Annotated in this window: 9 protein-coding genes; 6 read left to right on the plus strand and 3 right to left on the minus strand. The window is 62.9% G+C overall.

Features of this window, described 5'->3' with window-relative positions; translation table 11 throughout:
- The first annotated feature begins 563 nt into the window (after positions 1 to 563).
- From dcd to rlmB, 6 genes are all read left to right on the plus strand, one after another.
- A complete protein-coding gene (dcd, locus tag GKC41_RS03865; protein ID WP_154312985.1) occupies positions 564 to 1,145 on the plus strand; it encodes a dCTP deaminase in 582 nt (193 codons plus the stop codon).
- Between the two features lie 250 nt (positions 1,146 to 1,395).
- Positions 1,396 to 5,454 (plus strand): fibronectin type III domain-containing protein, encoded by a 4,059-nt coding sequence (locus tag GKC41_RS03870; protein ID WP_154312986.1) that lies wholly within the window; start codon positions 1,396 to 1,398, stop codon positions 5,452 to 5,454.
- Positions 5,444 to 6,892: an MFS transporter gene (locus GKC41_RS03875; RefSeq protein WP_195760136.1), complete on the plus strand. Its 1,449-nt coding sequence runs from the start codon at positions 5,444 to 5,446 to the stop codon at positions 6,890 to 6,892. Before GKC41_RS03870 ends, GKC41_RS03875 begins: the two co-directional genes overlap by 11 nt.
- On the plus strand, positions 6,889 to 7,938 hold the full coding sequence (locus tag GKC41_RS03880) for a LacI family DNA-binding transcriptional regulator (protein ID WP_229281615.1): 1,050 nt from the start codon (positions 6,889 to 6,891) through the stop codon (positions 7,936 to 7,938). The genes GKC41_RS03875 and GKC41_RS03880 overlap by 4 nt, the downstream gene beginning before the upstream one ends.
- 50 nt (positions 7,939 to 7,988) lie before the next feature.
- Positions 7,989 to 8,741, plus strand: a complete 753-nt coding sequence (locus GKC41_RS03885) for a carboxymuconolactone decarboxylase family protein (RefSeq protein WP_154312989.1) — start codon at positions 7,989 to 7,991, stop codon at positions 8,739 to 8,741.
- Positions 8,742 to 8,855: 114 nt separating this feature from the next.
- Complete coding sequence (gene rlmB, locus GKC41_RS03890; RefSeq protein WP_154312990.1) at positions 8,856 to 9,848, plus strand: 23S rRNA (guanosine(2251)-2'-O)-methyltransferase RlmB; 993 nt, start codon at positions 8,856 to 8,858, stop codon at positions 9,846 to 9,848.
- Positions 9,849 to 9,953: 105 nt separating this feature from the next.
- Here rlmB and GKC41_RS03895 read toward each other — a convergent pair whose 3' ends face one another.
- The 3 genes from GKC41_RS03895 to GKC41_RS03905 form a co-directional block, all read right to left on the minus strand.
- Positions 9,954 to 11,603: a DUF4032 domain-containing protein gene (locus tag GKC41_RS03895; RefSeq protein ID WP_154312991.1), complete on the minus strand. Its 1,650-nt coding sequence runs from the start codon at positions 11,601 to 11,603 to the stop codon at positions 9,954 to 9,956.
- Positions 11,604 to 11,774: 171 nt separating this feature from the next.
- Entirely contained in the window at positions 11,775 to 12,902 is a 1,128-nt protein-coding gene (locus GKC41_RS03900; RefSeq protein WP_154312992.1) for an ABC transporter ATP-binding protein, read from the minus strand.
- A gap of 202 nt (positions 12,903 to 13,104) precedes the next feature.
- Positions 13,105 to 13,503: a carboxymuconolactone decarboxylase family protein gene (locus GKC41_RS03905; RefSeq protein ID WP_154312993.1), complete on the minus strand. Its 399-nt coding sequence runs from the start codon at positions 13,501 to 13,503 to the stop codon at positions 13,105 to 13,107.
- Positions 13,504 to 13,558: the final 55 nt, after the last annotated feature.

Raw genomic sequence — 13,558 nt, forward strand, 5'->3', positions numbered from 1 at the left:
ATAATTTATATAGACGTCAGAGAAGAGGAATCTGAACCAGAGAATGCGAGTGCCCGGAACTTTCGAGCCCATCTTGGGGATTCGCCGACCTTGAGCCTCGGATCCAAAGGAGATGGAAGCTCAAGGAACAGAAGCCCGGCCCGACCGAACACTAGACGTCTCAAGGGTTTGCGAACACTCAGGGATTTGCAAACGCCCTACCGTCCTGCAATAAGCCTCAACGAACTCAATCGAGCCATTGGGTATGTGGTTTCACGTGAAACGTCGGTGCACTGATACTTGCCCCAAGATGAAGAGAACCCGGCGATGCGTGAACACCGCCGGGCGAGAGAGAAGAAAGGGAAATCAGTTGTCGGACGGAGGTCAAACCGCCCGTTCGGTTTTTTGTACCGACATTTATAGTAAAGAACCGCTACCTTATGGTGACGATAGTGTTATCTGAAAATTCTCTGTGAATCCTGCCAGACCAGCAAGCGGGCATAGTGCCGGTTAGACTGGATTTCGGATGGTTTCCCGCCCGAGGAGAGACCATCGACCATTAAACCTAAAGGAGATACCTAGGCATGCTGCTCAGCGACCATGACATCCTGGACGCCCACGAGGCAGGGCACTTGAATCTGGACCCGTGGACGCCCGCCATGGTTCAGCCCTCCAGCGTGGACGTGCGCCTGGACCGCTACTTCCGGGTCTTCAACAACCATCAGTACACCTACGTGGATCCCGCAGAGGACCAGGGTGCACTGACCGAGCAGTTCGAGGTGCCCAAGGACGAGCCCTGGATCCTGCACCCCGGCGAGTTCGTGCTGGGATCCACTTGGGAGTACGTCAAGCTGGACTCCACCCTGGCCGCCCGTCTGGAGGGTAAGAGCTCCCTGGGACGCTTGGGCATTCTGACCCACTCCACCGCCGGGTTCGTCGACCCCGGCTTTGAAGGGCACATCACCCTGGAGCTGTCCAACGTGAGCACCCTGCCGGTCAAACTCTGGCCTGGTATGAAGATCGGTCAGATGTGCTTCTTCCAGCTCTCCTCGCCCGCCCAGTACCCTTACGGCTCCAAGCACAACGGCTCCCATTACCAGGGCCAGCGCGGTCCGACCCCCTCCCGCTCCTACATCAACTTCTACAAGGCCGACGTCTCAGACTAATCACCCTAGGCCAGGACCATAAAGGCCTGGCACCTGCATGCCTGTGTCTGCATATTCGTCGACAATCCCCAAATGCCCAGGCTGGAAGTCTGCCTTCAGCCGTCATGCTTGAAGCAAGCTCTGGCTACCCCCACTTCTCGGGACCAGATTGGCAATAAATGGCAATACCTTAATACGATGTACCCTGCCTGTTGACCGGCCATGATGGCCGGTCGGGAACTGACATCAGCGGGCAGCGAGGCGAGGCGGCGTGAAACTCAATCTCAACGGCATCTGGGACTTCCACCCCGACGATGGAGACCGGGGATATCCCGTCATGGTGCCCACCTGGTGGGACAGCCTGCCGGAGACCACCGGTTATCCGGCCTCCTGGAGCCGGAATCTGCACCATGGTGTCTACCTCAGGGAGTTCTTCCTGGGTGTCCTTGACCCGAATGAGGACATGATCCTGCATCTGGATGCCCTGGCCACCCTGGGCAAGGTGTCGATCAACACAATCCCGGTGGGGCCGTCATCCACCAAGGGCTATCTGATGACGCTGCTCCCCTATGATCTGGACGTCACCAAGGCGGTTCATGCCGGACGCAACCAAATAAGGATTGAAATCTGGAGTGTCAAATCCCTTCCCGCCGATGCCCTGACTTCTACAGAGGGCCCCGATCGGCTGCTCTTCCCCTTCGGCACTGAGAACCTGGTCGGGCGGCTGGGGCTGGGCGGCGATGTCTGGCTCAGCAGCAAGCCCAAGAACCGCATCGAAGACCTGCAAATCATCCCCGATCTGGGCGGCGACGCCGACCCCTCCAACGACCGGCTGGAGCTCAATGCGACGCTGATCAACACCAGCGAGCGCCCATGTAATCTGCGATTCAGGGCCGAGGTACGCCCCTGGAAGGCTTCGATGTCCAAGGGCCGGACCGTGCTGGCCTTCAACCCCGTGTCCTGCTCCCTGGATCCCCGCTCCTCCAAGGTCGTCCGCCTGCAGATGGCCTGGCCGGACGCCCACTACTGGTCCCGGACCGATCCCTTCCTGTACGTCATGCAGGCTGTTCTCGACATCGATGGCCATGTGGTCGACCGTTCCCAGGAGCGATTCGGCTTCCGACAATTCCAGCGCCAGGGAGATCGGTACCTGCTCAACGGCATCCCCATCCGGTTGCGCGGCGACTCTCTCTGCCTGCTCAACCAGGGCAACCGCGACCTGATCAACGAGGCCGGCGACGCCTATGGGCTGATTCTTGACGACAACCAATCCGGTCAGGACATGACCAAGGCCTGGGTTGACGCCTATCGACATGCCAACTTCAACATCCTGCGCAACCACATCCGCTCAGTCCCCTCGCAAGCCCTGGCCGACCGCGCCGACGAGACCGGCATGCTCCTTGAGGAGGAGACGGCCTTCTGGAATCCAGGCTCTCCAGCCAACGTGCAACTGAATCCGCCCTTCCACATGAGCTACGACCCTGAAGCCATCGGCCACTATGTCGAGTGGACGCGGCGGTGGGTGCGGGCCTACCGGAACCACCCCAGCATCGTCCTCTGGTCCACCACCAACGAGGCATGGAACCCCAAGGATGGCGACCTGCTCATCCCAGCCCTGCAAGCGGCCGTGCATGAGCAGGACGGCACCCGGCCAGTGGTCAATGACGGCTTCAATGCCCCCATTACCGACGAGGATTCCCGCCACTATTACGGGGGGTATCCCTCCGGCATGACCTCGGCCCCAGACATCTATGCCCTCTACGACATCGATTCGCCCCTGCCCCTGGCCGCAGGTGAGGAATTCTCGGTCTCCACCGCAGGCATCCCCCGCTACGATGGGCAGGGACGGATTACCGACATCTACCACGGCCGACTCAACGGCGATCCGGACACCATCTCCCGGGCGGACTTCGGCCGGGAGGTCGGACGAGTGACCAGGGGCATACGGACCACGCGAGTGGTCGACTGGAAGCCTTTCTGCATTTCCGCCTTCATCTACGACAACATCGAGGCCTGCCTGGAACCGGACCGGCGCAGAATCCGCAGGGGGCTTAACCCTAAAAGGCTGCTGCGTCCCCAGTTCGATCCCTGGCGCAGCAAGGATGAACCCTGGCAGGAGGGGCCGGCCTTTGGATATATAGCCGCATCTTTCGCTGATGTCGCAGCCTACGACAAGGAGTTCGACCGTGAACCGCGCCTGGGGCAACCTCACAGGATCTACCCGCGCGCAGTGACCAGCCAACGCACCATCATCGTCCACAATGACGAGGAGCGTGGGGGAACCGACCTTGAGCTGGTCTGGCAAGTGGCCTGGCAGCGTGGCCCAGGGGGCAGACCGGTAGTTGTCGACCGAGGGTGCCAACAGGTGCAGGTCCCATACGCCGCTTGGCGGACCGTACCCGTGACCATCACCGTGCCCAGGGATCGGGCCAGCCAGGGGGCCCGACTCCTTCTGGTCCTGTGCGTGCGCAAGCAGGGGCGACAGGTCTTCCGGGAGGAGAACTTCCTGGGGTGGATTGACCGAGCTGCTCCGCCACGGCTGGGAACCGCGCGCCCCCGCATCGACCTGGGCCGGGTGGAATGGGTATCAAGGGAGGTCAAGCACTGCATCCATCTGCGTCAGGAGGGCGGCGCAATGAGCGAGCGCTGGAGCGCCCAGGTCCTGGAGGATGCCGAAGGCGCCTTCAGCCTGGAAAGCATGAACGGGAACCTGCGCCACGAGCAGGATATCTACTACACCATCAATCCCTCCGGCCTGGAACCCGGGCATCTCTACCGGGCCCGCGTGCGCTTCCAAGGGGAGCTGCAGGAGACTGCCACGGTGACGGTCACCTTCACCGCCGGACGGCGGCCTCCCCGACAGGCCCGGGCCAATCTTGCCGCAGGGGCCCGGGTCCAGGTCTCCTCCCAGACTGATCTGCCAGGGTGGACAAGGGCCGCCTTGGTCGACGGCCGTCTCGGAGTCGCCTACGACCGATTCGGCTGGTCCAGCTCCGTCGGCAACCGGAACCGCCCGGAGTGGATTCTCCTGGAGATGCGGCAGGCTGCCACCCTGTCCCAGGTGGTCCTAGCGCCCCGGGGCCGCAATCCGTCTGGAGATGCCAGCCAATCCAGCCAGCAGTCAGGCACCGGTTCCTTCGGCGTGGTGGAGTACGCAACCGGCAGCAGATCGACCGACCCCAACCAAGGTCAGGGCTTTCCGCTGGACTTCTCCATCAGCCTTTCATCGGACGGTCGCAGCTGGACTCGGGTCTGCAGCCGCCACGACTATCCGCTGCCGGCGGACGGTAGACCGCAGGCCTTCGATTTCGCCCCAATGAGCAATATCAGGTTCATCAGAATCGAGGCAACCCGGCTGCGAGCCAACCCCTATCAGGGAGGACGGTACGCCTTGCAGCTGAGCCAGATCATGGCCTTCTCTCGCCATCGTCTGCCGGCCATACCTGCAGCTCCCAAGAGCATCGACGCCCAGCCTCACGGACACCGCCTGCGCCTGGCTTGGCAGCACGGACCGATCCGACACCTGGCCGACGCGCCCCGCACCACCCAGGTCCTTCTGCATGACCGAAAAGGCCGGTCCATGACCTTCCATCTGGACCGGCCTCAAGGACGGGCCGACCTGGATGAAATCCCCTTCGGCTCCTGGCGGATGATCCTGCAGGAGGGCAACTCCACGGGAATCGGCGAACCTGCGGACCCGCTTGAGCTGCATATGGGACCCCCCAAAGCCGGAAGGACCGATCCGACGTTGCCCCGGCCCAGCGACCCCCAGGTCAGCATAGACCCGGCAGACATGACCGTCCGTCTGACTGTTGACCATGTCCCACGCGGGTTTTCAGGGTGCGAACTGACCTTGAAACCGGCTGACAATCATGGTCCCGCCCCAACCGTCTGGCTGCCCGCCGACCAACAGACCCATAGTTTCCGGCAGGTTCCGCCAGGCATCTACCGGGTCATGGCAGCCTTCACCACCGAGGATGGCCGCGTCTCGCCCACCTCTTCCCAAGGCGATCCCTTGATCCTGGGGCATGCGCCCGGGCGTCCGGCCAAACCCGGGCTGACCTCTTCCGGTAAAACCATGCAGGCATCCTGGTCCCCCCCGAACGATGGCGGCCTCCCTCTACAGGCCTATCTGGTCACCATGCGCGAAATGGGCAGTGGGCAGAATACGAGACTGCGATTGACTGCAAAACAGACCACCCTGACCCTCGATGATCTGGCACCCGGCAAGTACACGGTCAGCGTCAGCGCCATCAACGCGGCAGGAGCCGGACCGGGATCCCCCGCCTCCCTTCCCTGCCTTATCGCCGAGGGCGACCATGAGTGCTGAGTCCCTGCCCCGGTCCGCCATCCTGGGCTACGGACTGGGCGATGCCGCCAACAACGTCGGCTGGCAGATGACCAACCTCTTTCTGACCACCTACTACCTCTACTTGGGCATGGACCCCATGCTGGTGGCCGACATCTTCCTGGGAGCCCACCTCTTCCAGGCCCTGGTCTACCTGGTCGCCGGAAGAATCACCGACGGACGCGACAAAGACCGGGAGGGCGGTCTGCGGCGGCTGGTGGTCGTCTTCGGCCTGCCAATGATGATCTCCGTCACCCTGATGTACACCATTCCGGCGAGCGCCCCCATGCCGGTGCGCATCGGCTGGGCCATCGCCACCTATCTGCTTTATCAGCTCCTTGGAGCCTTGGGCGGCGTGCCCTACGGGGCCCTGCTGGGAGCTATGACCCGGGACCCCGATGACCGCCAGCGCCTGGCGGCCTCCCGCACCTTCGGCGGAGCGGCGGCAGGGGTAATCCTGACCTTTACCCTGGCTCCGCGGGTCAACGACATGGACCCCTCCCGCCTCTTTCTTCCGGTGGTCGCCGCCTGCTGTCTGCTGGGCTCCCTGGGCTATCTGATCATGGCCCGGACCACCAGGGAGAGGTACCTGCCCCCGGCAGCCCCTCGCACCTCCCTGAAAGAGGACCTGCGGCTCCTGGTCGACAATCGCCCCCTACTGGTGGTCTGTCTAGCCACCCTGTTCATGACCAACCCGGTGGCCTCGCTGGCCCCGATTGTCGCCAAGGAGGTGCTGACCGTCGGCAACCCTGGTCTGACCGGACGAATCACTTTCGCCCTGACCCTGGTGGGCGTCCTTGCCGGGGTGGTTGTAGCCCCCTGCTCGCCCTGGCTGGTGCAGCGTCTGGGCAAGCGAGGCACCTGGACCTTGGGCGGGCTGATGGTCATCGGATCCTCGCTGGCCTTCATCCTGGTCCGATCCGCCTGGCCTGCCGTCGCCTGCATAGCCTTGAACGGCATCGGAGTGCAGGTCATCACCCCCTGCATCTGGGCCATGCAGGCGGATTCGGTCCAGTACGAGCAGTGGCGGACCGGCAACGGAAACACTGCCGGAGCCTCCATGGCCGCCCTCAGCATCACCCGCCAGGTCGGAGCGGCCATCAATGGATGGGCGGGGCCGGCCATCCTGTCTTTCCTGGGTTACAGGCCGGGCATGAATGTTGCCCAAGATCCGGCCCTGGGCGCCAACATGCGGCTGGCTGTGGGCCTGGTACCGGCTGCCATGTTCACCATCTCGGTCCTGCTGATCCGCTGCTATCCACTGACCGAGGAGGTCTTCGGACGCATCAGTGCCGACCTGCAGGCAGGCCGTCTACAATGCCAGTGCAGCCATATCAGGCAAGGAACGGAGCATCAGGCTTGTCCAGAAGATCCCCGGAGCCCGCACAGGGGCGGGAAAGGCACCGACGCGTGCGCATGATTGACGTGGCCGCAAGGGCCGGAGTGTCCCCGTCCACGGTCTCCCGCGCACTCAACAATCCCGGTCGGCTGAACTCGCAGACCGCCGACCATATCCGCTCCCTGGCCCGATCCATGGGATACCCCCTACCCGACCGTCCTCCCAGTAGGGATGCGACCGGTCCAGTCATGATCACCTTTCTGGTCCAGGACACCTCCAACGGAATCTCCTCCCAGATCCTTGCCGGCGCTCAGGAGGCACTTCCTGAACAAGGTGCAGTCGGCATCATCGAAGCCGGAGCCGAGCTGGGGCGTACGGAAGACCTGTTGGAACAACTGGTCGGCCGTACCCACGGCATCATTCTGGCCACTGATCAGGTCCGAGCACCGACGGCCCGGCGTCTGGGACGACACCTGCCTCTTGTGGTTCTCAACCGCCCCATGGAGGGTCTTCCCTCCGTCCTACCCGACGCCTCCACCGGCCTGGCCCAAGCCCTGGAACTGCTACGGCGGCAGGGACGACGGTCTATAGTCTACATAGCCAGCCGGGTGGGGGCCTGGTCCGACCGATCCCGCTGGGAGAGCCTGCAAGCACTCAGTCGGACTATGGGGCTGGAATGCCGACGAATGGGTCCAGTGAATCCTACTGTCCAAGGCGGCAGGCAGGCTGCCATCGCTCTGGAGCAGGAACCTCCCGATGCTGTGGTCGCCTACAATGATCTGATCGCCGCCGGGGTCATTCTGGGACTGCAATCCAAAGGAATCACCGTGCCCGCCAGGGTCTGCGTCATCGGATTTGACAACACCATGGTCGCCCCTGTCGTCAAGCCGGCCGTAGCTACGATTCGCATACCCCGCAGAGCCATAGGACATGCCGCGGCTGATATTCTGCTGGGTCGGAAGCCCGAGACCAGGCAGTCCCGCCAACAGTCCACCCTGATTGCGCGGCTGCGCAAAGCCGGCATCCCGCCTGTTACCGAGGACCGCGGAGCCCTGACCCTGCCTACCTCGCTGATCATCCGGGACAGTCTGGGCACCTTGACTTCAAGCGCACTCGAAGGGGTATAGCTGAACCTGCCGGAATGACCCGGCCAAGATGATGGCAAGGAGACTAACCCATGGCAATCAAACAGACGGCGGGCCACGACCAGCTCGGTCGGTTCGCACCACAATTCGCCCACCTGAACGACGATGTGCTCTTCGGCCAGGTCTGGTCCCGCGAGGACGAACTTTCGGCTCGGGACCGCAGCATGATCACCTGCGCCGGTCTGATGAGCATGGGACTCTTCCCCCAGTTGAAGAGCCACATGGCCATGGCCAAGGGCAATGGCGTCACCCGCACAGAAATGGTGGCGCTGATCACCCACCTGGCCTTCTACGCAGGCTGGCCCAAGGCATGGTCGGCCTTCGACCTGGCAAAGGAGGTCTACGGTGAGGGCCGGGACAGTGCTGCAACCCCATCCAAAGCCGGGACCGAGCCGGATTCAGGGCCCTATCCCTTGGGGGATTCGGCTGACGGTCCCAACTTCACCGGTCATGTCTGGCTGCACCGCCTGACCGATCCGGACGCGGAATGCTCAGCCAGCAATGTGACCTTCGCACCCGGATGCATCAACCGTTGGCACACCCACCCGCATGGCCAACTGCTCATCGTCACCGCCGGGCTGGGGTGGGAGCAGGAGGAGGGCCGTCAGCCCCGCAGACTGGAACCCGGCGATGTGGTCTTCTGCCCGGCAGGCGTCAGACACTGGCACGGGGCCTCGGGCCGGTCATCCATGGCCCACATCGCCGTCACCCCGGCATCGAAGGGACAGTCCCCGGTCGAGTGGATGGAGTTCCCGAATCCTGACCAAGTAGCCGCTCTGGGATGACTCACACGGCCGATCCGCCCGGCCTGAACGATAAAGGTAGAGCGTTTCTTCGCCCTGCAGATATTGAGGCCGACCGACATCTGACCGGTTCCCGCCTGCCTTTACACTGAAGACATGGCTAACAAGAAAGGCCCGACCAAGGGTTCGGGCGGCAAGCACCGCAACAAACTGCGCGGCAGAGGGCCCACGCCCAAGGCCGAGGATCGCGTCTACCACAAGGCCTACAAGGCCCGGCAGGCGGCCCAGCGCAGGCAGACGGCCGACCCACGCCTGGCGGCCCGCCGCCGGGCCGACCGGTTCACTTCCGATTCCGACGACCTGGTCATCGGCCGCAACGCCGTCCTGGAAGCCCTGCGCGTAGGAGTCCCGGCCAGCCAGCTCTATCTGGCCGCCCGGATGGAACACGACGACAGGACCAGGGAAATCGTAAGGCTGGCCGGACAGGAAGGGCTCAACCTGCTGGAAGCCGACCGCCTGGAGATGAACCGCATCGCCCGGTCCAGCAACCACCAGGGCGTGGTCCTCAAGGTACAGCCCTACCAGTACGCCTCCCTGCAGAGCCTGGTCGATAGGGCCGAGAAGCACGCGGCCGCCCTGGAAGGGGCCGACCAGGCGACCAAGGTTGCCGCCCGCCCGCTGTTCATCGCCCTGGATGGGGTCACCGACCCGCAGAATCTCGGGGCAGTGATCCGTTCAGCAGCGGCCTTCGGGGCCTCTGGTGTAATTCTGCCCGAGCGACGCAGCGCCTCGGTGACAGCCGCAGCCTGGAAGGTCTCCGCCGGAGCCGCCGCCCATCTGCGCGTGGCCCGCGTGGTCAATCTGACCAAAGCCATCCAAGGGCTCAAGGAACGCGGTTACTACGCGGTTGGCCTGGACGGCGCAGGCACCACCACAGTAGGCGAGACAGGCTTCGAGACCGATCCGCTGGTGGTGGTCCTGGGCTCCGAAGACAAGGGGCTGAGCCGCCTGGTCCGCGAGAACTGCGATGCCCTGGCCTCCATCCCCATCTCCAGCTCGGTGGAATCCCTGAACGCCTCGGTGGCAGCTGGCATCAGCCTCTACGCCGTAGCCATGGCACGCCGACGGTCCGCCAGCCAGGCCAAATAGCCCACCAGTCAGATACCGGTAATCTGAAGACAGGCAAGCCAAACGGCAAGAGTCTGCCCGCAGCATCCAGCATGCAGACAGACCCTTGCCGCACGAACCAATCAGTCAGCTGGAGGCCCAGACCGCGTCATCCTGGTCGTCCTGGTCGGCAGCCGCATCCAGGCTGCCAGGGGCGTAGACCGACCTCAGCGAGCTTCGGCCTCCATTCGCATCCTCAAAGGCTGGCTGTGACTGCACCTCTTCGCTAGCCCGGTCATGATCCGTCTGGGTTCCCGCTCCGGTCTGGTCTTCAGCATTGGTTTGGCAAGCCACCCTATCATGGCCATTGGCGTCCTTGTCGGTCCGATCACTGGTGACTTGCTCACCCTGACCGGCCTGGGCATGGGCGCCTTGCCAGTTCATTTCGTCATCGACCACACCGGCATCGGCCTCTTCGTTGATGGTCTTCATGTCCTCGGAGTCCAGCCGGTACTCGGGCAGCGATTCGCTGATGTAGCTCTGCACGGCCTCGGCCATGGGCACATCGTGACCGGCCTTCTCGGCCATCAGCCAGCGGTGGGTCAGCACCTCATGGAAGAACTGGGCCGGTTCGATCTGCGAGCGGTATTCCGGCGGGATCATGCGTACGGTGGGCTCGAAGACCTCCCGCATCCAGTCGGTGGCCACAATCTCCAGATCCTCGCCCTGCCGCCAGGTGGATGCCCGGTAGGCATCCAGATCGTTGAGCAGCCGCCGGGCCTGATTCTCCTGCACATCCAGACCTGTCAGCCGCAACAGCTTGCGGGAGGCGTAGCCGGCATCGACAACCCTGGGGCGCACCAGCACCCGGTTGCCGTCCTCCTCGGTCTTCATCTCCAGCTCGTCCACGTCGAATCCCAGATCGTTGAGCCGGTTGACGCGGCGCTCGATCTTCCACATCTCATCCGGGTCGAAGCTGTCCACGTCCGTCAGGGCGCTCCAGAGGGAGTGATAGCGGTCCACCAGCCGGTTGCCCACGCCGACCTCGTCCACCTCGCCGGCCAGCAGGTTGCCGGAATCCAGATCCATGAGCTCGCCGATGATGTTGGTCCTGGCCAGGTCGATGTCATACTCGCGCTGGCCATCGGTCAGGCTGGGATGCAGGTCACCGGTCTCGGCATCGACCAGGAAGGCCGAGAAGGCATCGGCATCACGCAGGAAGAGCACGTTGGATAGGGAGACATCTCCCCAGTAGAAGCCGGCCAGATGGAGCCGCACCAGAAGGACCGCCAGGGCATCGATCAGACGTTCGGCCGTATCCGGACGCAGATTGCGGGCGAAGAGGGCACGGTAGGGCAGTGAGAACTTCAGGTGCTGGGTGACCAGCATGGCCTCAAGAGGCTCGCCCTCGCGGGTGTGCCGACCAGTGACCACGGCGATGGGGTTGACCGTGGGCAGCTCCAGTTTTTGCAGCTTGCGCAGGAGCTCGTACTCACGCTCGGCAACCCGCTGGGTTATCTCCTTCATGGCATAGACATCGTCGCCCACGTGGACGAAGCGCACCACGTGCCGGGAGATGCCCCTGGGCAGGTTGGCCAGCAGATCCTTGGGCCAGGTGGCCAGTGGCCGCTCCCAGGGCAGGGTAAACATCCTGGGGTTGGAACTGGTGGCCGTGATGTGCAGGGCAGCCGGTTCCTGCTCGGAGGAGGGGTCGGCTGTGGTCTTTATCGAGGTGGCTTTCATGGCGCGAGGGTCCAGAGAGGAGGCCGTCGCCCGGTTGATGTTCACGCTAGTCATGCTTCATCCATCCCATCGCCGCCCATCCTATACGGGAAGAGCCCCGCACGGATGCGCCGCGCGGGGCTCCTGGTCACCCGGTCAACAAGGAAAGGAGATGATATCAATGATCGATATGGGCCCTGCGGCTCGGCGGGAAACCGTGGCCGAACCACAGGGTCACAGGAATACTCAGTTCAGCCGCAGCTCACTGGCCGGGGAGAACAGATGCATCTTTTCAGGATCGATGTGGATCTTGACCACGTCACCCACCTTGGGCAGGTCGCGCGGGTTGACACGGATGGTGGTCAGCTTGTTCTGGTCGGACATGACGATGGCCTGCTCAGCCGCGCTGTTGTCGGTCAGAATGTTGCCGTAGATGTAGCCATCGGAGCCCAGATCCTCCACGTTGGCCACCTTCAGGGAGAAGGCATCCGGCTCGTCGGCACCGGCCAGAGAAGCATTCTCGGGACGGAAGCCCACGACGATCTTGCCCTGGTCCTCGGGGGTCAGCTTGTCGACGGCCTCGCGCGGCAGGCTGATGGTGTCCTCGCCAATCTTGGCCTGGCCGTTGACCACGGGGTGAATGTTGATGTTCATGGAGGGCGAGCCGATGAAGCCGGCCACGAACACGTTCTCGGGCCGGTCGTAAAGCTCGGTGGGCGCACCCACCTGCTGCAGGACACCCAGCTTGATGACGGCGATCCTGTCGCCCATGGTCAGAGCCTCGGTCTGATCGTGGGTCACGTACAGGGTGGTGACGTTCAGCTGACGCTGCAGAGCAGCAATCTGCGTACGCGTCTGGACACGCAGCTTGGCGTCCAGGTTGGACAGAGGCTCATCCATCAGGAAGACCTTGGGCTGACGCACAATAGCGCGGCCCATTGCCACACGCTGACGCTGACCACCGGACAGAGCCTTGGGCTTGCGGTCCAGGTACTCGGTCAGATCCAGCACCTCAGCGGCCTTTTCCACCCGCTGGCGAATCTGATCCTTGGGGGTGCCGGCGATCTTCAGGGCGAAGCCCATGTTGTCGGCAACGGTCATGTGGGGGTAAAGGGCGTAGTTCTGGAAGACCATGGCGATGTCGCGGTCCTTGGGCTGCATGGTCGTCACATCCTTGTCGCCAATCATGATGCGGCCCTTGTTGACCTCCTCCAGGCCGGCCAACATGCGCAGGGTGGTGGACTTTCCGCAGCCGGAAGGCCCTACCAGAACAAGGAATTCACCGTCTTTGATGTCCAGACTGAGGTCACTGACCGAGGGCTCATCGTTGCCCGGGTAGATACGAGTGACGTGGTCGAATACCACTTCTGCCATTGTTCATCCTTTCATCGGCAGGTACGTGCCGAACGATCCGTAGTGAAGGGTTGATTTTCACTGTGGTTTCCGTCCCGGGGTCAACACCGACATCGGCATGGCCATGCGACGGTTTTCTATTTTGTGGTTAAGAGAAACTCTCCCTTGAGCCAGTGTCCACTATACACCAGGGTCTGAATTCGACGTGCGAACCCTTGCCGACTCAGTCCTTGGGCTTGTCGGAATCTTCGGCATCGCGCTCAAAGACCGTCCTGGCCACGTTGATCGCGTTGATGACCCTGGGGAATCCCACGTAGGGAGCACATTGGAGTATGGCTTCGACCACGGCCTGCTTGCTCAGCCCCACATTCAGGGCTCCCTGGATGTGAACGGCCAGCTGTGGAGCCGTGTCTCCCTGCGTCACCAGACTGCCTATGGTGACCAACTCGCGCTGCTGAAGATCGAGTCCTTTCCGGGTGTATATGTCGCCAAAGGCGAATTCGACAATCCAGCGACCCAGGTCCGGCGCTATGTCCTGAAGGGAGTCGATGACAGCCTGGCCTCCCTTGCCGTCAATAGCTGCCAAGGCCTCGGATCCCTTTTCAAAGCGCGAAGCTTCCATGAAGCCCCTTCTTTCTGTTGTTTTGCATATTGCCCAGCCGAGAATACTGTATCAG

Source organism: Bifidobacterium asteroides, from assembly GCF_009683175.1.
GTDB lineage: Bacteria > Actinomycetota > Actinomycetes > Actinomycetales > Bifidobacteriaceae > Bombiscardovia > Bombiscardovia asteroides_H.

Excerpts from the sequence above, each read along its gene's own strand:
- GKC41_RS03905 (WP_154312993.1), bottom strand. The coding sequence starts at position 13,503 with ATGGAAGCTTCGCGCTTTGAAAAGGGATCCGAGGCCTTGGCAGCTATT.
- rlmB (WP_154312990.1), top strand. The coding sequence starts at position 8,856 with ATGGCTAACAAGAAAGGCCCGACCAAGGGTTCGGGCGGCAAGCACCGC.
- GKC41_RS03885 (WP_154312989.1), top strand. The coding sequence starts at position 7,989 with ATGGCAATCAAACAGACGGCGGGCCACGACCAGCTCGGTCGGTTCGCA.
- GKC41_RS03895 (WP_154312991.1), bottom strand. The coding sequence starts at position 11,603 with ATGACTAGCGTGAACATCAACCGGGCGACGGCCTCCTCTCTGGACCCT.
- GKC41_RS03875 (WP_195760136.1), top strand. The coding sequence starts at position 5,444 with ATGAGTGCTGAGTCCCTGCCCCGGTCCGCCATCCTGGGCTACGGACTG.
- GKC41_RS03900 (WP_154312992.1), bottom strand. The coding sequence starts at position 12,902 with ATGGCAGAAGTGGTATTCGACCACGTCACTCGTATCTACCCGGGCAAC.
- dcd (WP_154312985.1), top strand. The coding sequence starts at position 564 with ATGCTGCTCAGCGACCATGACATCCTGGACGCCCACGAGGCAGGGCAC.
- GKC41_RS03880 (WP_229281615.1), top strand. The coding sequence starts at position 6,889 with ATGATTGACGTGGCCGCAAGGGCCGGAGTGTCCCCGTCCACGGTCTCC.